Source organism: Citrobacter sp. MGH106 (assembly GCF_001037495.1).
GTDB lineage: Bacteria > Pseudomonadota > Gammaproteobacteria > Enterobacterales > Enterobacteriaceae > Citrobacter > Citrobacter murliniae.
The window spans coordinates 2,680,651-2,701,585 of the sequence record NZ_KQ089822.1 but is presented as its reverse complement, the minus strand read 5'-3'; the positions used below and the strand labels follow the sequence as shown (position 1 = coordinate 2,701,585).

At 51.6% G+C, this 20,935-nt stretch carries 23 protein-coding genes; 19 read left to right on the top strand and 4 right to left on the bottom strand.

What is annotated here, in order from left to right:
- Window positions 1-153 precede the first annotated feature (153 nt).
- Window positions 154-777 (bottom strand): thiol:disulfide interchange protein DsbA, encoded by a 624-nt coding sequence (gene dsbA / locus SK36_RS12780; protein ID WP_048221690.1) that lies wholly within the window; start codon window positions 775-777, stop codon window positions 154-156.
- 412 nt (window positions 778-1,189) lie between these two features.
- Between dsbA and SK36_RS12775 the strand changes: the two genes are divergently transcribed.
- The 16 genes from SK36_RS12775 to agp all read left to right on the top strand — a co-directional run bounded on the left by SK36_RS12775 (window position 1,190) and on the right by agp (window position 16,943).
- Entirely contained in the window at window positions 1,190-1,552 is a 363-nt protein-coding gene (locus tag SK36_RS12775; protein WP_045441486.1) for a hypothetical protein, read from the top strand.
- 48 nt (window positions 1,553-1,600) lie between these two features.
- Entirely contained in the window at window positions 1,601-3,481 is a 1,881-nt protein-coding gene (locus SK36_RS12770) for a protein-disulfide reductase DsbD family protein (protein WP_048221689.1), read from the top strand.
- Window positions 3,478-4,101 (top strand): DsbA family protein, encoded by a 624-nt coding sequence (locus SK36_RS12765; protein ID WP_048221688.1) that lies wholly within the window; start codon window positions 3,478-3,480, stop codon window positions 4,099-4,101. The genes SK36_RS12770 and SK36_RS12765 overlap by 4 nt, the downstream gene beginning before the upstream one ends.
- Entirely contained in the window at window positions 4,091-4,597 is a 507-nt protein-coding gene (locus SK36_RS12760; RefSeq protein WP_045441489.1) for a protein disulfide oxidoreductase, read from the top strand. The genes SK36_RS12765 and SK36_RS12760 overlap by 11 nt, the downstream gene beginning before the upstream one ends.
- A gap of 195 nt (window positions 4,598-4,792) precedes the next feature.
- Window positions 4,793-5,545, top strand: a complete 753-nt coding sequence (nqrC, locus tag SK36_RS12755) for an NADH:ubiquinone reductase (Na(+)-transporting) subunit C (RefSeq protein ID WP_045441490.1) — start codon at window positions 4,793-4,795, stop codon at window positions 5,543-5,545.
- 272 nt (window positions 5,546-5,817) lie between these two features.
- On the top strand, window positions 5,818-7,767 hold the full coding sequence (locus SK36_RS12750) for an FTR1 family iron permease (RefSeq protein ID WP_048221687.1): 1,950 nt from the start codon (window positions 5,818-5,820) through the stop codon (window positions 7,765-7,767).
- Between the two features lie 29 nt (window positions 7,768-7,796).
- Window positions 7,797-8,324, top strand: coding sequence for an iron transporter (locus tag SK36_RS12745; protein WP_045441492.1), 528 nt, complete (start codon window positions 7,797-7,799; stop codon window positions 8,322-8,324).
- 201 nt (window positions 8,325-8,525) lie between these two features.
- Window positions 8,526-9,905, top strand: coding sequence for a Fe-S-containing protein (locus tag SK36_RS12740; protein ID WP_048221686.1), 1,380 nt, complete (start codon window positions 8,526-8,528; stop codon window positions 9,903-9,905).
- A 2-nt stretch (window positions 9,906-9,907) separates the two neighbouring features.
- Window positions 9,908-11,191 (top strand): ABC transporter permease, encoded by a 1,284-nt coding sequence (locus tag SK36_RS12735; protein ID WP_048221685.1) that lies wholly within the window; start codon window positions 9,908-9,910, stop codon window positions 11,189-11,191.
- Window positions 11,181-12,311: an ABC transporter permease gene (locus SK36_RS12730; protein WP_045441495.1), complete on the top strand. Its 1,131-nt coding sequence runs from the start codon at window positions 11,181-11,183 to the stop codon at window positions 12,309-12,311. The genes SK36_RS12735 and SK36_RS12730 overlap by 11 nt, the downstream gene beginning before the upstream one ends.
- 4 nt (window positions 12,312-12,315) lie before the next feature.
- Entirely contained in the window at window positions 12,316-13,011 is a 696-nt protein-coding gene (locus SK36_RS12725; RefSeq protein ID WP_045441496.1) for an ABC transporter ATP-binding protein, read from the top strand.
- On the top strand, window positions 12,998-13,483 hold the full coding sequence (locus SK36_RS12720) for a TlpA family protein disulfide reductase (protein ID WP_048221684.1): 486 nt from the start codon (window positions 12,998-13,000) through the stop codon (window positions 13,481-13,483). Before SK36_RS12725 ends, SK36_RS12720 begins: the two co-directional genes overlap by 14 nt.
- Window positions 13,484-13,507: 24 nt before the next feature.
- Complete coding sequence (locus SK36_RS12715) at window positions 13,508-13,996, top strand: hypothetical protein (protein WP_045441500.1); 489 nt, start codon at window positions 13,508-13,510, stop codon at window positions 13,994-13,996.
- 86 nt (window positions 13,997-14,082) lie between these two features.
- Window positions 14,083-14,838 (top strand): sulfite exporter TauE/SafE family protein, encoded by a 756-nt coding sequence (locus tag SK36_RS12710; RefSeq protein ID WP_048221683.1) that lies wholly within the window; start codon window positions 14,083-14,085, stop codon window positions 14,836-14,838.
- Window positions 14,839-14,906: 68 nt separating this feature from the next.
- The gene (locus SK36_RS12705) at window positions 14,907-15,614 is read left to right on the top strand and encodes an ArsR/SmtB family transcription factor (RefSeq protein ID WP_048221682.1); all 708 of its coding nucleotides are present in this window, start codon (window positions 14,907-14,909) and stop codon (window positions 15,612-15,614) included.
- An 87-nt stretch (window positions 15,615-15,701) separates the two neighbouring features.
- Window positions 15,702-16,943: a bifunctional glucose-1-phosphatase/inositol phosphatase gene (gene agp / locus SK36_RS12700; protein WP_045441506.1), complete on the top strand. Its 1,242-nt coding sequence runs from the start codon at window positions 15,702-15,704 to the stop codon at window positions 16,941-16,943.
- Between the two features lie 36 nt (window positions 16,944-16,979).
- On the opposite strand, the gene SK36_RS12695 is transcribed toward agp, so the two are convergent.
- Both SK36_RS12695 and wrbA read right to left on the bottom strand, forming a co-directional pair.
- Window positions 16,980-17,207: a YccJ family protein gene (locus tag SK36_RS12695; protein WP_003036015.1), complete on the bottom strand. Its 228-nt coding sequence runs from the start codon at window positions 17,205-17,207 to the stop codon at window positions 16,980-16,982.
- A 20-nt stretch (window positions 17,208-17,227) separates the two neighbouring features.
- Entirely contained in the window at window positions 17,228-17,824 is a 597-nt protein-coding gene (wrbA, locus tag SK36_RS12690; RefSeq protein WP_045441508.1) for an NAD(P)H:quinone oxidoreductase, read from the bottom strand.
- A gap of 385 nt (window positions 17,825-18,209) precedes the next feature.
- Between wrbA and SK36_RS12685 the strand changes: the two genes are divergently transcribed.
- The 3 genes from SK36_RS12685 (at window position 18,210) to rutR (ending at window position 20,155) form a co-directional block, all read left to right on the top strand.
- Window positions 18,210-18,383 (top strand): con-10 family general stress protein, encoded by a 174-nt coding sequence (locus SK36_RS12685; protein WP_045441510.1) that lies wholly within the window; start codon window positions 18,210-18,212, stop codon window positions 18,381-18,383.
- A 160-nt stretch (window positions 18,384-18,543) separates the two neighbouring features.
- On the top strand, window positions 18,544-19,458 hold the full coding sequence (locus tag SK36_RS12680) for a DMT family transporter (RefSeq protein WP_048221681.1): 915 nt from the start codon (window positions 18,544-18,546) through the stop codon (window positions 19,456-19,458).
- Window positions 19,459-19,516: 58 nt separating this feature from the next.
- Window positions 19,517-20,155, top strand: a complete 639-nt coding sequence (rutR, locus tag SK36_RS12675) for an HTH-type transcriptional regulator RutR (RefSeq protein WP_045441513.1) — start codon at window positions 19,517-19,519, stop codon at window positions 20,153-20,155.
- On the opposite strand, the gene SK36_RS12670 is transcribed toward rutR, so the two are convergent.
- Complete coding sequence (locus SK36_RS12670) at window positions 20,152-20,547, bottom strand: lysozyme inhibitor LprI family protein (RefSeq protein ID WP_048222731.1); 396 nt, start codon at window positions 20,545-20,547, stop codon at window positions 20,152-20,154. The genes rutR and SK36_RS12670 overlap by 4 nt on opposite strands.
- Between the last annotated feature and the right edge of the window lie 388 nt (window positions 20,548-20,935).

The window sequence follows — 20,935 nt, the reverse complement described above, 5'->3', positions numbered from 1 at the left end:
TAAGTTTAGGGTAATCCTCATAAGGGTGAATGCCAACCATGACATGAAAGGAGGAGAAGACGATATGACAAGGAACAGGCATTACACCACCAACAGTCACCAGAGAGGGGCTGGATCCTGTTGTGTGGTGCGTATAACGGTATTAACTCAACATCAGGGGCGGGAAATAAGATACTGGACAGTGTCAGCGTAGCTCTGCACAAAAGAATTTACGTCATCTGAATTTAATCCTTTAGGATTAATCATATATTTACCCTTGATAAAGATTGCGGGTACGCCTTTTAAATCTACAGCTTTAGCCAGCTCTTGTTGTTTGGCTGTCAATGATTTCACGGCAAAACTATTCCATGCTGCGTCATAATCACTGGCACTCACACCGGCGTTGATAAATATATTGCGAATATCGCCCGCTGTTTTAATGGTTTGTTTTTTCTGAACGGCATCAAACAGTAAAGGTTTGACTTTATCTTCCACGTTTAACAACATGGCAACTGACCAGGCATGCGTCATGTCTGGTCCCAGAGGACCTAAAAAGTCGACATGATACTCGGTGAGTTTGACATCAGCGGGCAAGACTTTTTTCACGTTATCAGTCACTTTGAAAACTTCATCATACTGATAGCAGGAGGGACAATAGAAGGAGAAAAACTTCAGTGCTGCTGGTGCTGCAGGTACGGGTTTCTCCAGTGAGATGAACTGCTTGCCATCGGTAAATGATGCGGCTTGAGTGCTAACGGTAAAAAGTAAGCCGATCAGGGGTAATAAATATTTTTTCATTTCCATATACTCTGAATAACATTTAACAAACAAAGCGTTTTTATAATGGACAAGATATTAGTCCGTTTAATTATAATATTGTTTTTATTGAGGAAATGCTCCAGTCCTTACTTTCATTTACGCATCAATACGCGAAAGTACATTTTTAATATTTTCTTATAATGTGTCACGGGGTTTTCTCGGAGATGCCGCGGAAATAATGAATAATACCTGTGGTGATATTTTCATGTTGTTTTATTAGAGGCGTCATTTTTGATTGTGAAATTATTGCTGGCATTGATTATTATTTCGTGGCCGGGTGTGATAATGAACAGCAGTTGTTAATCTCCGGTACCGACATAACTTTACAGCGTAAAGGTTGCCAAAACCTCACCAGTGGCTAAGATAACTCGCGTTAATCAGTGAGGGTATAATGGCGAAACGTCAACGGATGGGATGGTGGTTCCTCTGCCTGGCATGTGTTGTGGTGATAGTTTGCACCGCGCAACGCATGGCGGGTCTGCATGCGTTGCAGATGAATACCGCCGCCACTGCTGTCGTCGCGAGCGCGCAAACGGATACCGATGACGCCTCACCCGTTACCCCTTGTGAATTGAGCGCGAAGTCGTTACTGGCGTCGCCGCCTGTGCTGTTTGAAGGGGCGATTCTGGTGCTATGCCTGCTTCTGTCGCTGTTAGCGCCAGTGCGGGCTTTTCGTCTGCCTTTTTTCCCACCGCGAGCCATCTCGCCGCCCACGCTTAGGGTTCATCTCAGATTCTGTGTCTTCCGTGAATGACCAAACCGTTGTTGCTGACTGTTAGATAATTATTCACGGAGAAAAAATATGATGACTGTTTTCAGGCAGGCGCTGTTCTGTCTGTTATTGCTATGGCTACCCGTATCCTGGGCGGCTGACATCGGCTGGCTGCGTTCACCCGATAACGACCATGCCAGCGTCCGGCTGCGTGCCGATACATCTGCTGAAGGGCAAGCCCGTCTACTGCTGGATGTGAAGCTGGAAGATGGCTGGAAAACCTACTGGCGTTCGCCGGGAGAGGGCGGTGTCGCGCCGTCTGTCACCTGGAAAGGTGAAATGCCCGCAGTGGATTGGTTCTGGCCAACGCCTGCGCGCTTTGAGGTCGCCAATATCACTACCCAGGGGTATCACGATAAGGTGACATTCCCGATGGTGGTACACGGCACGCTGCCAGCCACGATCAATGGCGTATTGACGCTATCAACGTGCAGCAATGTCTGCCTGCTGACGGATTTTCCTTTTTCCGTAACACCTTCTGTTCAGGATCCGACATTTGCGCATGATTATGCCCAGGCAATGGGGCAGATCCCGCTTGCCAGCGGCCTGACAGATACGCTCAGCGCAGGGGCGCGGGCTGGAGAGTTGGTGGTCGAAGCGCACCGCGCGGGAGGCTGGTCTACGCCCGGACTTTATCTGGATACCGTCGATGATGTGGATTTCGGTATGCCGCAAATCCGCATTGATGGAGACACGCTGCTGGCGACAGTACCTGTCCATGACAGTTGGGGAGAAGGCGCACCGGATTTACGCGGCAAGCGGGTCACGCTGGTCCTGGCTGATAATGGCGTTGCGCAGGAAAGTCGACTTGCTATAGGAGATGCTCCGGCTGCGGATACCGCCGCACCTGCGATGTGGCAGGTGGTTGCGATGGCGCTGCTGGGTGGTCTGATCCTGAATCTGATGCCCTGTGTGCTACCGGTTTTGGGCATGAAGCTGGGTTCAATTTTGCTTGTCGAAGAGAAAAGTCGTCGTCAGGTTCGCCGTCAGTTTCTGGCGTCGGTGGCCGGAATTCTGGTCTCATTTATGGCCCTGGCATTGCTGATGACGGTACTGCGTATGACCAATCAGGCACTCGGCTGGGGGATCCAATTCCAGAGCCCGTGGTTTATTGGCGTTATGGTGCTGGTAATGCTGGCGTTTAGCGCCAGTCTGTTCGGATTGTTTGAATTCCGGCTTCCTTCCACAATGACAACAACGCTGGCTACTCGCGGTGGCAACGGTCTGGCAGGGCATTTCTGGCAGGGCGCTTTTGCTACGCTGCTCGCCACGCCGTGCAGTGCACCGTTTCTCGGGACCGCGGTAGCGGTGGCGCTTACGGCTTCACTTCCAACGCTATGGGGACTTTTTCTCGCACTGGGGCTGGGCATGAGCTTGCCATGGCTGTTGGTGGCTCTCCGACCGGGTCTGGCATTGCGGTTACCACGTCCGGGGCGCTGGATGAACATCCTGCGACGTCTTCTGGGGGTGATGATGCTCGGCTCTGCTATCTGGCTGGCAACGTTACTGCTCCCGCATCTGGGTGTTTTCACACAAAGTGCAGTGAAAGAGAGTGTGAACTGGCAACCGCTTAGCGAGCAGGCCATCGACGATGCGCTTGCCCAGCATAAGCGCGTAGTCGTTGATGTAACGGCCGACTGGTGCATTACCTGTAAGGTAAATAAATACAACGTATTGCATAAAGAAGACGTCCAGGCCGCACTGCAACAGCCTGATGTAGTGGCGTTACGCGGCGACTGGACGCTGCCTTCTGAAGCCATCACCGCATTTCTGAAAAAACGTGGCCAGGTTGCTGTGCCGTTTAACCAAATTTATGGCCCCGGTCTGCCGGAAGGTCAGGCGTTGCCAACATTGTTAACCCGCGAGGCGGTGTTAAAAACACTGGCAGATGCCAAAGGAGTCAATCCATGAAGATCCTGATTGTTTTGCTGTTAGCCCTGTTTTCAACCGTCAGCGTAGCGAAAGAGCCTGCACCGTTTACACCGGAACAGGAAAAGCAAATTGAAGCGCTCATTCAGGAAGCGCTGTTTAACGATCCTGACAGCCCGCGTATTGGTACAAAGCAGGCGAAACTGACGCTGATAAACTTCACCGATTACAACTGTCCGTACTGCAAGCAACTGGATCCTATGCTGGAAAAAATAGTGCAAAAGTATCCTGACGTGGCGGTGGTGATTAAACCGCTGCCGTTTAAAGGGGAAAGCTCCGTACTGTCGGCGCGGACTGCGCTGACAACGTGGCGCGAGCATCCGCAGCAGTTTCTGGCGCTGCATGAAAAACTGATGCAGAAGAGGGGCTACCACACGGCTGCCAGTATTAAGCAGGCGCAGGAAAAAGCCGCAGCCACTCCGGTAAATCTGGATGATAAAAGTTCAGAGACACTGAGCACTAACCTGCAACTGGCGCGGCTGGTGGGTGTACGGGGAACGCCGGCTACGATAATTGGTGATGAGCTTATACCAGGCGCTGTGTCGTGGGAAACGCTTGAAGAAGTGGTCAAAGAAAAACTGGCGGCTGCCAATGAGCGGTAAACTGCGTCGTTGGCTGCGCGAAGGGCTGATCTTACTGGCGTTGTTAGCCGGGGCGATGCTGCTGATGGATGTATGGCGCGCGCCTCAACTGCCAGCATCGTTTGACAGTACGCCTTTGCAGACGCTGGATGGCGAAACCGTCACCCTCGCCGCACTCAGTAATGAGGAGCCGGTGCTGATCTATTTCTGGGCAAGCTGGTGTGGTGTGTGTCGCTTCACCACGCCGGAAGTCGCCAGACTGCGATCAGAAGGGGAAAACATTATGACCATCGCGCTACGTTCCGGCAGCGAAGCGGATGTTGCTCACTGGCTGTCGCGCAAAGGTGTGGCATTTCCGGTTATTAACGATGCTGAGGGCACAATATCCCGCAGTTGGGATATTAGCGTCACTCCCACGCTAGTGGTGATGTCGCAAGGTCGTGTGGTATCGACAACCAGTGGCTGGACCAGCTACTGGGGGATGAAGATACGGCTGTGGTGGGCGAAAACGTGGTGATTTTTGTGCCGGGGAAACCCGGCATTTTTTATACGATAAAATGGCAGTAAAAACATGTTGTTCTGATATTAAAGCCCAAAGCTATATCATAATGATTATATAGTTTTCATCGCTTCTGTAGTTGCAAATCTACAAAGGTAATGGCATACCTGAAGGCGTTTTAAATATCTTATTTCTTACAGGGATTATAGAAGAATGCACAAGGGTAAAGTTATTGTTGCATCAATGATGGTGTTTTGTGTCCTTATTTTTATTGCCGCTATTGCCTGGTTTATGGTGTTCCAGGGGGAAGTCACCGAACCGACCAGTGAAGAGAAAAATGCCGCCATTCTGCATGCTGCGGGCTTGCTAAAATCAGATGCACAGGATGAAAAAACTATAAATAATTTATTTCAACGTTATATTTTAGCGCGAAAGGTCAATCTGGATTCCGGGGAGTGGGTAGCTGACGATGCCATAACGCAAGGATGTAAGAAGCTCGCTCCGGAGCATGATCCCGCCAGGATCCACCAGCGCTGCGTAATTGCAGATGTCTATCTGGTGAAAAATAAAAACAATAAAATTCAACAAATTATAATTCCTGTTTTCGGTAAGGGGGCGAAGTCTATGATGCACGCCTTCCTTGCTCTTGACCTTGACGGGCGTACAGTTAAAAACCTGTATTACTACCAGCAGCGGGAAACTCCTTTTTTGGGGGCCAGAGTGGAAGATGAGAACTGGCGTAAACAATGGCCGGGTAAAAAAGTGGTTGATAATAACGGGAAGCCGGCGCTGAGAATAATTCAGGAAAAACCAGAGCATATCGATGAATATACGGTAGATGGTATTTCTGGTGCGACTCTGACATCGACGGGTGTAGAGAAAAGTATTAACTACTGGACAGGCGAACAGGGTTATGGTCGTTTTCTACAACGTATTACTCGTGATCCTGATATAATGATGCCCTGACACTTTTTGTTTTAAATAACGTTTTCCCTCATGCCCGCTGTCGGCTTCATTTGTGTCAGCGAGTATGGGGGAACGCTATTCTGCACGGTGTATAAATACTCCTCAATTAACGGCTTCATTAATAAATCCTGCCAGCCTCAACTTCGTATCCATCACATTTTTATGAAATAAATTTACATAACTTGTCACCCGTTGACATTTTTATGATCCAGGTCATGTACAACGCAGTCAAAAATCGATAATGATAATAATTATCATTTGTATTTTACGGGATGCGTACCGTGCGTAAGTTCTGCTCTTTCCTGCTGTTCACTTTGTGTGGCTTGCTTGTAAGCCTTCACGTATGGGCTGCAACAAACTATGCCCCCTTTATTGAGGATATCGAGCAACGTCTTGATAAAACGGCAGAACTTTACTCTCAACAGCAAACTGATGAAGCGCGTCGCACGGTGCAAATGGCCTACTTTGAGGTATTCGAAAACCTTGAAGGTCCGATTCGTATCAACATTTCCGCCAGCAAGAGTTATGAGATGGAAAGCGCTTTCGGTGAGATCCGTCGCATGATTGGCGAAAAAAAATCTCTCTCTGACGTGCAGGCTAAAATCGACTGGCTGAAGGCATCGCTGCGTGAAGTTGAACCTGTGCTGGATGGCGGGCATCGCCTGGTTGCCGAAGAGCAGCACAATGCGTTTTCCAGAACCGATATCGCCGTACACTGGCAAGAGAGTTTCCGCACTATCGACGATTTGCTGGCCCAGGCAGTAAATAACTATCAGGCCGGGAATCTCAGCGTTGCCAGTCAGCACGTTCAACAGGCGCACTATCAGGGTTTTAAAAACTCAGAGATGGAAATGTCGATCAGACAGAATCGATCGGCAAAAGACGCAGCAGCGATTAATCAGCAATTTTCTGCGCTGATTGCGCTCACCGCGCAGCCGGATCACCTCAATGATGTTTCTTATCAGGTCACAACGTTGTTACAGGATATTGAGGATCTTCTGCCCGGTCTGCCCACTACCCGTGACGAACAGCAGGTTGCAGCGTCGCAAAATACGGGTAACGCTCCAGCGGCAGAGGATGACAAAGCGCGCGCAGACTGGGCTGCGGTGTCGATGGGTATCAATCAAAGTATTCAGGAAGCGATTGCCCGCTATCAAGGGGGCGATGCGAAGAATGCCATTCTGGATGTGCAGGACAGTTACTTTGACCGCTTTGAAGCCAGCGGTATGGAAAACAAAATAGGCTCCCGTGACTCAGCGTTTAAAACCACGCTGGAGGCTTACTTTACGCGTCTGGTTAGCCTGATGAAAGCGGGTCAGCCAGTGGAAAGGCTCAACGCAGAAGCCAGCGCACTGGAGCAGGATCTACAAAAAGCGGTGGCGATGTTGGGAGAAGGCGAAGAGACCCAGTGGAGCCTGCTGCTCTATAGCCTGATGATCATTGTTCGCGAAGGGCTGGAAGCACTGCTTATTGTGGCGGCTATCGTGGCCTATATGGTGAAAAACAATCACCAGGATAAGTTACCGCTTATTCGTCAGTCGGTGATTGTCGCGCTGATCGCCAGCGTCATTACCGCTGTGATATTCCAGCTTCTGTTCACTAATTCTGGCGCCAGTCGTGAATTGCTCGAAGGCATAACGATGCTGATTGCCGTCGTCATGCTGTTCTTCATGAGCTACTGGTTACTGTCTAAGGTCGAAGCACGCCACTGGAAAGCCTGGCTGGAAGGAAAGCTGTCCCACTCACTTTCCCGTGGTTCACTGGTTGGACTGTGGCTGACCAGCTTCCTGGCTGTTTATCGCGAAGGGGCGGAAACCGTGCTGTTTTACTACGCCCTGGTCGGGGATGCGAATGATGTTTCCGGGCATATGGCGATTGCTGCAGGTTTTGTTATCGGCTGTGTTGTTCTGCTGGCCGCCTGGCTGCTCATGCGCTACTCGGTAGTACGCCTGCCGTTGAAGCCGTTCTTTATGTTTACCGGCAGTTTTATGTACCTGATGGCCTTTGTGTTTGCGGGCAAAGGGGTTCTGGAACTGGTGGAAGGCAAACTGTTCCAGCCGACGTTGATTAACGGCTTCCCTGAAATCAGCTGGTTGGGAATTTATCCCTACATGGAAACGTTATTACCGCAGGCCGTATTGCTGCTTGCAGCGCTGGTGGCGCTGTGGGTGATGCGGCGGAAAAGCACAGTCCCTGGGGAAACGATAAAAAATAATCTATAGCTGTTATTTAAGACGAGAGGATATGTCTGATGACCATGAAGAAAACCCTGATTGCCAGTGCAGTGATGGCCAGTATTTTCACTGCTCCGGCTGCGTTTGCCTTTAAGGAGTATCCGGCAGGCGAGCCTGTCACCATGAATGAGATGGAACTGGCTGCTGTCTATCTGCAGCCGATCGATATGGAGCCGCGCGGCATGGGGTTACCGGCAGCAAAAGCCGATATTCACCTTGAGGCGGATATTCACGCAGTGGAAGGCAGTAAAAATGGTTTCGGCGCAGGCGAATGGATCCCTTATCTGACCATCAGTTACACCTTAATTAACAGTGATACAGGTGAAAAACAAGAAGGTACCTTCATGCCGATGGTCGCCAGCGATGGTCCTCATTACGGCGCGAACATCAAAATGATGGGTGTGGGTAACTACAAAGTGACCTATCACATCGAACCACCGTCAAAAGCAGGTATGCACCGTCACACAGACAGTGATACGGGTGTTGGTCGCTGGTGGAAGCCATTTGATGTGAGCTATGAATTTAAATACGTTGGCCTGAACTAAGCGCTTTTCCCATCAGGCTGCTTTATTTGCCATTTTGGACCGGGCAGTGCTCACATCCCTAAGTACGATATGTACCCACGGTTTGTTCTGCGCTGCTCATCTCCCAACTGACCGCAAGCCTGAACGTTTGATGGGCAGGCTCTACATTATCGATGTACCTGGATAGTTACATCATTCAATCCGCCGTACAGAGTCGATGTTATGAGTTATTTTTTTGTCACGACGCTACAGGTTTTTTTCTGCATTGCGCTGCTCTCCGGGGTTCTGTGGAGTCGCAACGATCCTCCTTCTTTACGCCCACTCGTCTGGACCTTATTCACAGGCTTGATCGTTGGCGTGCTGGCGGGACTCACACTCCGTGGCACGCAGCCGGTGCAATTGCTGCTGGTCGGCACCGAAGTGATGATCACGCTGTTGTTTGTGTTGAGCTTCTGGTGGGTATCAAACCGCATTCGCTACCTGTGGCAGGGTATCCTTGTGTTTGGCGCGGCTCGACACTGGGCGCTGGATCCTAATCTTGGCGGATTAACCAGTACCCATGTGCTAAATACCGACCTGCTGCTGAATCTGACGGCAATGCTATTGGCTTTTGCGATCCTCTGCCTGGCGGGAGTGCTTTGCGCCATGCTGTTACGGCGTATTCGCGGGCTCTACTGGCCGTTAACACTGATCCTGATGGTCATGATTTGGCTGCCATTAAGCGGCAATCTACTGCTGTTGTTAATGAAGCTGCAGGTGCTACCGCTGGCAAAATCGCTATTGAGCTTCGTGGCCAAAGTGACAAACAACGCGGCGTTATATAACTGGTTGGGAGCTGCTCTATTGCTTGTTCTGGCGCTGTGCTGGGTACCGGCGCTGCTGCGTGCTATCCGCCTGACGCGTGAAACCGATGAGCCGATTGCTCATCGACTGGCACTGGCGCATCGTCGAAATGCGTTCCGTCTCTGGCTGGTGACGCTGGGATGCGCGGTGGTTGTGATCGCCGGACAACTGTGGTGGGAAAAAGTCGCATCTCAGCCGCCGCAGTTATCAGAAGCAGTTCCGGTACAACTTGCCAGCGATGGCATGGTACATCTGCCGATAGAACAACTCCGTGATGGCAAGTTGCACCGCTTTGTCTGGGTGGCAGACGACGGTAAAGCTGTACGTTTTTTCGTGATTAACCGCTATCCCGACAAATTGCGTTTGGGCGTGGTTTTTGACGCCTGTCTGCTTTGTGGCGATCAGGGCTACGTGATGGAAGGGAATCAGGTTATCTGCGTGGCCTGCGGGGTACACATTTTCATTCCTTCGATTGGTAAACCTGGTGGTTGTAACCCGGTGCCGATTGAAAACTGGCGTAATGATGAGAAAGAGCTGGTGATCCCGGGTAAAGAGCTGGCTGCGGGCGTGAATTACTTCTCGACGGTCATGACCATTAATGTGACCGATCCGGTTGATGGTTCCCGGTTGACGAATACCTCGGCTGACTACAAATACAGCTATGGTGGCAAAACCTGGTTCTTCTCGTCTGAAGCAAACTACGACCGCTTCCGTAACACTCCGGAACAGTTCGTACCTGCCGAACTGAGGGAGGAGTAACAATGCTGTGGCGAATGTTACGACAATCCTGGGGGCGCAATCTCCGACGCAAGGGACTGGCTATTGTGACGGTATTTCTCGCATCCAGCCTGATCTCTGCACTGCTGGCGGTGTCGATTGATATTGGCGATAAAATGTCCAGGGAGCTGAAGTCTTACGGTGCCAATATTTTGATTGAACCCGCCGGGCAGGCGGCGTTGCCTGCGCTTTTCAGTGAAAACAGTAACCCACTATCGGGGCAGGATTTCCTTGATGAAGCGGAACTGCCAAACATTAAGGATATCTTCTGGCGTAACAACATTGTCGGCTTTGCCCCTATGCTCGGTGGTGAAGTCGACATTGATGGCAAAGAGGTACGTATTCTTGGCACCTTCTTCAGCCAGCCGGTGGATATTCCAGATGAAGAAGGGTTTGAGACGGGGCAGAAAACAGTGAGCCCGTTCTGGCAGGTTACTGGCGACTGGCCGCAGGAGCCCGCAGGCGATGCCCCTCAAACTCTGGTGGGACATGCCCTGGCACGACAAACGGGCTGGAAGCCGGGCGATCAACTGGTAATACGTAACGGTAAAACAACATTGACCGTGACAGTCAGCGGAATCCTCTCCAGCGGTGGAGATGAAGATAACCAACTGGTTATGCCATTGAGCACGGTGCAAACGCTTCTCGGTTTACCAGGCAAAGTGCAGGCCATTCGCGTCTCGGCGTTGACGGTGCCGGAAAACGAGCTTTCGCGCCGGGCGCGTGAAAATCTCGACGCATTGAATGCTGAAGAGTACGACCTTTGGTACTGCACGGCCTATGTCTCGTCTATTGCGCATCAACTGGAGGAGGCTATTTCCGGGGCAGAAGTCCGTCCTGTGTGGCAGGTTGCCGCATCTGAAGGTGTCGTTATCGATAAAATTCAGTTGCTGATGGGGGTTGTAACCGTCGCAGCACTGGCAGCTTCGGCAATGGGGATTGCGTCACTGATGACCAGCACCATTATGGAACGCGCTAAAGAGATCGGCCTGATGAAGGCGCTTGGAGCACATCAGTGGCAAATCATGCTGTTGTTCTATCTTGAAGCGGCTTCCAGTGGACTGGCCGGAGGGGCATTGGGATGCGTAGCCGGATGGGGAATGGCGAAAGCGATTGGCTTGATGCTATTTGATGCGCCATTGAATTTTGCCTGGCTTGTAGTGCCCTGTGTATTGGTGATTGCGGTACTAATTGCCCTGATTGGCACCTGGTTCCCGGCTCGGCGCATTGCTCGTCTGTATCCTGTGGAGGTGCTGTATGGCCGCTAAACGCACAATGCTCTGGCTACTGGTATGGCGGGCTCTGCGTCTGCGCTTTCAGCGGGTTAGCGTGGTATTTGCCGCATTGATGGTGGGGGCGACCATCGTGACCGCGCTATCTGCGGTGTGGTTCGATATCAATACCAAAATGAGTGAAGAATTGCGTACCTTTGGCGCGAATTTCTACATCGGGCCAGGCCACGGCTCCAGCATGACACAGCAAGAGTTGCAGACCATTCTGGATCAGGCACCACAAGGTCTGGTTCACGGAGCCAGCCCATGGCTATACGGTATGGCGCGCACTGAACTGGAGAAGGTGGTCATTGTCGGCGTGTGGTTTGAATCCTTGCAAAGGCTGGTGCCGTACTGGCAGGTACAGGGGAGTTGGATTGGTGTCAGCTTTGACGATCGCAATGCGATGATTGGCGTCAAACTGGCGGAACGTCTTAGTGTCCAGCCGGGCGATAGCATCACCCTGGTGGATCACAATCAACGTAAAAACCTACAGATTAAAGGCATTGTTGAAGCCGGTGATGCGACAGATAACATGCTGATTGTGAGTCTTGACGTGGCGCAGGCGTGGCTGCATCAGCCCGGTAAAATCAGCCATGGGCTGATGAGTGTCAGCAACGATGTCGGTCAGGTGGAAAACTATGCTAACCGCTTGCAGGCTCAATACCCGGATCTGGAGATCCGTCCAATACGGAAAGTCTCTGCTTCAGAAGGACAGGTACTGGATAAGATAAAAGGGTTAATGGGGCTGGTATCGGTGGTGATCCTTGCATTGTCCTCTTTGTGTGTGAACACCACTCTGATGGCCATTGTTGGTGAACGCGCCCGTGAGTTTGCTCTGCAAAAAGCGTTGGGTGCCAGCAACGGTGATATTGTCCGGCAAATTCTCCTGGAAACCTGCATTATCGCGCTGGCTGCGGTGGTTTGCGGGTGGATCTTAGGGTATCTGTTGGCCCAATTGCTGGGGCTGACCGTATTCAATGCTGCAATTTCGCTACGCTGGCCAGTGCTGCCTGTCACCCTGACGTTATCTTTACTGGTCGCCATTCTGGCGGCGATTGTTCCGGTCCGGCGCGCGGTCAGTGTCGAACCCGCAAAAGTGTTGAAAGGAGAGTAACGCCATGTCCGTTATGCAGACCCCACCAATGGCGATTGAAACCCGCCATTTATATAAACGGTTCGGCGATGTTACCGCCTTAGATGATATCAACCTGCAAATAGTGCAGGGCGAGTTTGTCGCTATTATGGGCGCGTCTGGTTCAGGTAAAACGACATTGATGAATATTCTTACCTGCCTGGACACCGCGACAGAAGGTCAGGTGTTTTTAGATGGAATTGATGCCGCCGCACTGGATGAAGAGGGGCGGCGCCGTTTTCGTGCTGAAAAAATAGGGCTGGTGTTCCAGCAGTTTCATCTGATCCCGTTTTTAACCGCGCTGGAGAATATCATGCTGGCACAGCACTACCACAGCGTGGTCGATGAAGCGGCGGCCAGAAAGGTTCTGGAACAGGTGGGGCTTGGGCATCGCGTGACGCACCTGCCGAGTCAGCTTTCCGGAGGAGAGCAGCAACGGGTGTGCATTGCCCGGGCGCTGGTCAATGAGCCGCCGGTGATTTTTGCCGATGAGCCCACGGGTAACCTCGATGAGGAGAATGAACAGCGGGTACTGGATCTGCTCACCGACCTGCATCGCCAGGGGCGCACGATTGTGATGGTGACACATAATCCGGCGCTTGGGTTGTTTGCCGATCGTATTATCCGTCTGCAACATGGCAAATATCAGGGCGAGGAGGCTAATCAACATGCGCTGGACTAACGTATTAATTCTCGCCGTTTTGGTTCTGATGAGCGGATGTAAAGAAGAGAAACTGGCGGTTGGGCAGCAAGCCCCGGCGCTGGCAACGTTCGACATGCAGGGAAGAGAATCCGGGCTTGAACACTGGCGTGGGAAGGCTGTTTATCTTAACTTTTGGTCGGCGGGGTGCGGCGGCTGTCTTGCCGAAATGGACGCGCTGGAAGCGCTGAGTAAAAAGTGGGGCGATAAGGTGGTGGTCGTGGCGGTGAATACCGATCCAGCGACGGTGATGATTGATGGCTTACTGGCGAAACATCAGGTTTCTTATCCGGTACTTCGCGATCAGCTTAAGATTTCCCAGGAGCGTTATCAGGTCATCGGTACGCCAACCTCTGTGTTGATTGATCGGGAAGGTCGCGTGCTGGAATTACACCAGGGGATGCGGAAACCGCCTGAGTTAGAGGCTACGTTTGCGCGTCTGGCAGCCCTATAAACGCGATACAGGGAGAAGCGCTAAATGGCATTTAGGTGGAATGAAGAGAGTCTGACCGTCCTGCGTGAAAACGCAGGAGTTCTCACAACGGAGCAGATTGCGCAGATGCTTTGCACCAATATTACGGTTGTGCGTAATATGGCGTATCGACTGAAAATCGGCCTGCGGGTGTCGGCTTACAATCAAAAACGCATTGAACAGGTACAAGCTCTCTATGCGTCTTCTGAACCATTAAATCTGAAAGAGATTGCTGCAAAAACCGGGCTGACGTTCAGTACTGTGCAATACATTGTGTATGTAAAATTAAAAAGTAAACCGTATACCACACGGGAATATGTCTCCTTTGAAACCGATGACGCAGTTCATTATCGGATACAAAAAGAGTTCATTGATACTGAGCGTTCCCTTTTACACAACATTCCAGATAACACGCGCTTTCATCAATTGTACCTTACCGACGGGACCTTATATTGTGTGCGTAATATCCGTCGCGAAGTGATTATTTCCGAATAACCGGATGGCATATTTCGTCGCCCGACGAAGCAAGCATTACTATTAGCGTACAAACTGGCTTATCTTCTATTGCGGGAAAGTGAAGAATGGCCAATGTATATGCGAATGACCCCTCCCTGGTAATAATGATTGCTGCTACGTTTGTGCTGGCGGGCATGGTGAAAGGCGTAACCGGCATGGGGTTGCCCACGGTGGCTATGGGGATCCTCGGCTCGCTCATCTCTCCGGTTGCCGCTGCGGCAATGCTGCTGTTGCCTTCTCTGATAAGCAATGTGTTTCAGTTTGGCGGCGGGGGTAATACAGGCAGGTTGCTGCAACGGCTGTGGCCAATGTTGTTGATGGTCGTCATATCCACTCTGCTTGCCAGTGTCTGGATCACCGCGGGCAACACGACCCGAACTCAGTTTGCGCTTGGCGTGGCGCTGGTTGTCTATGCCGTCTGGACGCTGGCGGGAAAGAAAATCGCCGTGGAACCGCAACGTGAAAAACCGCTTTCCCTCGTCATTGGATTTGTGACCGGTTTATTGACCGGTGGCACTGGTGTCTTTGTTATGCCTGCTGTGCCATGGATCCAGTCTTTGGGGTTTGAAAAAGATGAGCTGGTGCAGGCGCTCGGGATCTCTTTTACCTTTTCGACGCTGGCTCTCGCGTTGGGTTTGTGGTGGCACAATGCATTGCCCATTCAGTCGCTGAGCTTATCGGCGTTTGCCATTATTCCTGCGCTGCTGGGCCAGTGGGTAGGAACCCGTGTGCGGCGGCTGATTTCTCCTGTGGTGTTTAAACGCTGTTTTCTGTTCTGCCTGGTAGGTCTGGGTGTGGAAATGATGCTGCGCGCGGCGTGAGTCCAGCTATGACTTTATGGTGATTTCATGGCATGTTAATTCCAACGATCAGGCTGTGGGGGGAAGTAATGGCATCGGTAATGCTCAATGATGAAGAGGGCGACCTGGAGTCGCGGATGGCGCTTACTGCGGCAGTGATGGCCGATAAATCGCGCTCGCGCATGTTGTGCGCCCTGATGGATGGCCGAGCCTGGACCGCAACCGAACTTAGCGCTGTGGCTGATGTGTCAGCTTCCACCGCCAGTGCGCACCTGGCGCGTCTGTGCGAGCAGCGATTCGTTGTTGCGCTCGCTCAGGGCCGGCATCGTTATTTTCACCTCGCAGGAACGGAGATCGCCGAACTGCTGGAACGTTTGATGGGGGTGGCATGGGCAACATCAACGCCACGAAAAATTACCACGCCGCTGAGTTTGCGGCATGCCCGAACCTGTTATGACCATCTGGCCGGTGAAGTTGCGGTAATGCTTTTTGATACGCTGGTTTCCCGGCAATGGCTAACGTCTGATGGCGAAACGCTGACCAAACTTGGGCAGGAAATGCTGACGGAGATGGGGATTGTCCTGGCTGTGGGTTCATCCCGGCGAAAATTCAGCTGCGGCTGCCTGGACTGGAGTGAGCGACGCTACCATCCAGGCGGTGTGCTCGGCGCAACGCTTCTGCGTTGGTTTTCCGAACAGAAGTGGATTAAAACGCAGTCGGGCAGTCGCCATGTCACGTTCACTCCGCTTGGGATCCGCAAACTCCAGACGGAATTTGGCATCAAAGTTGTGCGGTAGATCTCCTGTTTTGCGAAAGCGTTCCCGGAAAAATGACATATTTCTGTCACACTCTTGAGGAATTGATAACAACAAGAGGTCGTAGGGATGAAAAAGTCGTTAATTGCCGCCGCCGTAGCAGGCGTTGTCTTATTGTCATCCGCCGCACAGGCGCAGACAACGCCGGAAGGCTATCAGCTTCAGCAAGTATTGATGATGAGTCGACATAACTTACGTGCACCTTTAGCCAATAATGGCAGCGTTCTTGAGCAGTCTACGCCAAAGCAATGGCCACAATGGGAGGTTCCGGGTGGCCAACTCACCACTAAAGGCGGCGTGCTGGAAATCTACATGGGTCATTACATGCGTGAATGGCTGGCAGAGCAGGGGATGGTGAAATCCGGTGAATGTCCGGCCCCTGATACGGTGTATACCTATGCTAACAGCTTGCAGCGTACAGTCGCGACCGCACAATTCTTCGTGACCGGTGCTTTCCCTGGGTGTGATGTTCCGGTGCATCATCAGGAAAAAATGGGCACCATGGACCCAACCTTTAATCCGGTTATCACTGATGATTCCGCCGCTTTTAGTCAGCAGGCCGTTCAGGCTATGGAAAAAGAGCGCAGCAAAATGCAGCTTAATGACAGCTACAAGTTGCTTGAGCAAATGACAAACTATAAAGACTCACCGTCCTGTAAAGAAAAACAGCAATGCTCCCTGATCGACGCCAAAGACACGTTCAGCGCGAAGTATCAACAGGAGCCCGGTGTTTCAGGACCGTTGAAGGTGGGTAATTCGCTGGTGGATGCGTTCACTTTGCAATATTACGAAGGCTTCCCGATGGACGATGTGGCCTGGGGTGAGATTAAATCCGACCAACAGTGGAAGGTGCTGTCGAAACTGAAAAACGGCTATCAGGACAGTCTGTTCACCTCGCCGGAAGTTGCACAGAACGTCGCTAAACCGCTGGTGAAATATATCGACAATGCGCTGGTGACTGAACGGACGAAAGCGCCGAAAATTACCGTGCTGGTGGGGCATGATTCAAACATTGCCTCGCTGCTAACGGCGCTGGATTTCAAACCCTACCAGTTACACGACCAGAACGAACGTACGCCGATCGGCGGGAAAATCGTCTTTCAACGCTGGCACGACAGCAATGCTAACCGTGACCTGATGAAAATTGAGTATGTGTATCAGAGTTCGCAACAGTTGCGTAATGCGGAAGTTCTGACGCTAAAATCCCCGGCACAGCGCGTGACGCTGGAACTGAAAGGTTGTCCGGTTGATACCAATGGATTTTGCCCCATCGATAAATTCGATAGCGTGCTGAATGAGGCGGCTAAGTAAAGAAAACTCCCCCGTGGAAGCGGGGGAGTCAGAGCGCTAGACGTTTTTACGTTCGATAGTCTGTTCACCCCAAAAGAGTGAATCTTTGTCAGTTTTCTCAAAGGCTTTGATTAGTACTTCGTCGCTACCTTCTTCCCAAATTTTTTCCGCCAGTTTCTCGTCATAGTGGGCGACTTCAAAAATGGCTTCGGCTATTTCCGGCGATGTATTGCGCAGACTTGCCCATTCGCCGACGCGATGGGCTTTCGCTTCTTGAGTTGGCATTCGAATCCTCCTGTTGAAGATTAGCCGTTGAGTTTTACTGCCAGGCCTGCGACATATTCCCCCTGGTAACGGGCAATAGATAATTCTTCCTGGCTTGGCTGTCGTGAGCCATCCGCTCCGGCAATCGTGGTGGCACCGTACGGAGTTCCGCCGCGTACTTGTGAGACATCAAACAGTTCTTGCGCGGCGTATCCAATAGGAACAATCACCATTCCGTGGTGGGCAAGCGTAGTCCAGGTCGATGTAATGGTTTGTTCCTGACCGCCGCCGGTTCCTGTCGAGCTGAATACGCTGGCAAGTTTGCCGTAAAGCCCGCCAGAAGCCCACAGTCCACCGGTCTGATCCAGGAAGGTACGCATCTGACCGGACATGTTGCCAAAGCGTGTGGGGGTACCGAAAATGATGGCGTCGTAATCAGCCAGTTCCTGCGGGGTTGCGACTGGTGCGTTTTGTGTTTTACCGCCCGCCTTAGCGAAGATTTCCGGCTGCATAGTTTCTGGCACACGCTTAATAATAACTTCTGCGCCATCCACTTTGTTTGCGCCTTCTGCGACTGCATGGGCCATGGTTTCAATGTGTCCATACATGGAATAATAGAGCACCAGAACTTTTGCCATTTTACACTACTCCTCGATTTAACCGTGTCCGTAGCGATTCGCTACCTACCTTTAAAGATATGACGTACTGCCAGGAGTGCAAATTTCACAATCATTTCTTTGATTTATAACAATTTTTATAACACGGGTTTTTGTTGCAAAATGATACATTTTTAAGCTGGTGGATTTTAGCTGTCATAAGAAAGACTTATTGATTTCGCTCTGTGATTATCTTCGTATTACTACCGATCCTGTTGCAGAATATTACCGTTAGCAGGTCGTCTGGTCAGGCTTCACTATGCTTAATCCCACGCAGTGATAATCAGGGCAATGCCCAAACGCTGCGTGAGGTATCACTCCTCAGCACCTATGCAATATGATGTCTAATCAATGACGGAGGTCAGTAATGGCAAACCATCGAGGCGGTTCCGGTAATTTTGCGGAAGACCGCGAAAGAGCATCAGAAGCAGGTCGAAAAGGTGGCCAGCACAGCGGGGGCAACTTCAAGAATGACCCGCAACGCGCTTCAGAGGCAGGCAAAAAAGGGGGCAAAAATAGCCACGGCAACACGAAACCGTAATTGCCGTGCTGTCTGTTAGATATATCGTGACGGCTGAGCTTTCATTGCCAGACGTTACATCGCCACCGCCGCCGGTTCTTCCGGCGGTTTTTTTGTATGCAAGGTTGAACTGTAACAAAACACAACGCAGACTAATGACATTCGGTTAATTGGGTGTCTCATGTCATTACTTTCTCGTTATTCCTTCTCTGTTAAACCCCAGGAAGCGATCCTCATTGTGATCACCATGTTCTGGGGTGGAACGTTTTTGGCGGTGCAGTATGCCGTCACGATGAGTGGTCCCTTCTTCTTTGTTGGCGTGCGCTTTGCTACAGCGGCGCTTGCGGTGGCACTACTGTCGTTACGCACATTACGTGGGTCGACATGGCTGGAAGTAAAAGCGGGTGTGGCGATCGGTGTATCCATTGCGCTGGGTTACAGCCTGCAAACCTGGGGGCTACAGTATATTCCCAGCAGTAAGTCTGCATTTATTACCGCCATGTATGTACCACTGGTGCCGCTTTTACAGTGGCTGTGCCTGGGCCGCATGCCGGGACTGATGCCGTGCGTCGGGATTGTACTGGCATTTATTGGGCTGATATTCCTTGCCGGACCTGGCGGTAATTTACTCGCTCTCGGTGAAGGGGAGTGGATCACGCTCGCCAGCGCGGTGGCGATAGCCGCAGAAATTATTCTGATCAGCGCATGGGCTGGGAAAGTGGATGTGCGGCGAGTCACGGTGGTGCAACTGGCAACTGCTTCAGTGGTGGCGTTTATTGCTATGGTTCCGGCGGGAGAGTCCGTACCGCCAGCATCGACAGGGTTACTGGTCGTTGCTCTGGGGCTGGGTATTTTTAGCGCGATTATTCAGGTAACGATGAACTGGGCACAGCGCAGCGTATCTCCGACACGCGCCACGGTTATCTATACCGGAGAACCTGTGTGGGCGGGGATCTTTGGTCGCCTTGCCGGTGAACGCTTACCGCTACTGGCTTTGTTAGGCGCTGCTTTTATTATTGTTGGCGTCCTGGTCAGTGAACTGAAGTTCAATAAGAAAAAAGCCATACCGCAAGACGCGCCGCCGGAGTCGCTTTAATGTAACCATTCACCGCGTGATTTGTTATGCTGACGCCCTCAAAACAAGGAGAGGGCGCATGGCTCAACGCGCAGAGAAAAAAACAGGTAAACGCTCGCAGGCCGTCAGTGCTAAACGTCAGGCCATTTTAACCGCTGCATTAAATATCTTCTCCCAGTACGGGATCCATGGCACGCGTCTGGAGCAGGTGGCAGAGCAGGCGGGCGTGTCAAAAACCAATTTGCTCTATTACTACCCGTCTAAAGAGGTGCTGTATATTGCCGTTCTGCGGCAGATCCTCGACATCTGGCTGGCACCGTTGAAGGCTTTTCGTGAAGACTTTGCGCCGCTGGTGGCAATTAAAGAGTATATCCGCCTCAAACTGGAAGTTTCCCGCGATTATCCTCAGGCTTCCCGACTGTTTTGTATGGAGATGCTGGCGGGAGCGCCGCTGCTGATGACTGAGTTGACGGGCGATCTTAAAACGCTGATTGATGAGAAATCCGCACTGATTGCCGGATGGGTAAAGAGTGGGAAGCTGGCTCCGGTCGATCCGCATCATCTGATCTTTATGATTTGGGCTTCAACACAGCATTACGCTGATTTTGCCCCACAGGTAGAGGCAGTGACCGGCGCAACGCTGCGTGATGACGCTTTTTTTAACCAAACGGTTGAAAGTGTACAGCGGATGATAATCGAGGGGATCCGCGTGCGTTAACCGGCGGGCGGTAACGGGCAGCTTAAATCACCTTCTTCACACTGCAGGAGCGAGGCGAGAAATGCTTCGCGTTCGTTGGTTTTATCCATCAGACACTGGCTGGAAATCATCGACTGTACGCTGCCGCCTTCCGCACCGGAACTGATTAACGCGCAGTCAGCATCCCGCAGAGTTATCCACGCCACTTGCGCTTTTTTTAGCAGATCACGCTGAGCAGGCGCGGCGCGCTTAAGTGCATTCTGATAAGTATCATTTAGTTTTGCGTCAGCCGCTTTGAACTGCGCGGCAGCGCAGGTGTTCATTTCAATTTGGTTATTGGCGTTGGCACAGTCATCAGCCAGTGCCTGGCTGCTGAGCAACAGTGCCGCACATGTCAGTATTATTCGTTTCATGCTTCCCTCTGGCTGCATAAATAAGGTTCCGTTACCAGTAATGCTTGTTTGTTAAGTATTAGAAGAACATTTTACTCTGGAACAGGGTTCCGTTCACTTTATGTTCATGACTTTTCTGAGGCCTCTGCCCCTGTGAACGTGCAAGGGAGGCTCACCGCCGCCTCCCTTGCAACCCTGGCTCCCGGCAAGGAAAATCGTCGCTGCGCGATTTATTCGTCTTATTCCGTCTGCCTGTCGGGTCGGTGCCGAGCCTGCATCCCTGCAGGCCGTCCCCTCAGCCCGCTTCCCTGCGGGCTGCCCCGGTCAGCCGTCAACGCCTCATCGATTTTCAGCCGGACTAAGGGGGTCGCTTCAGCGCTCTGGCTTTCAGGTATTTCCTTTTTGCTGT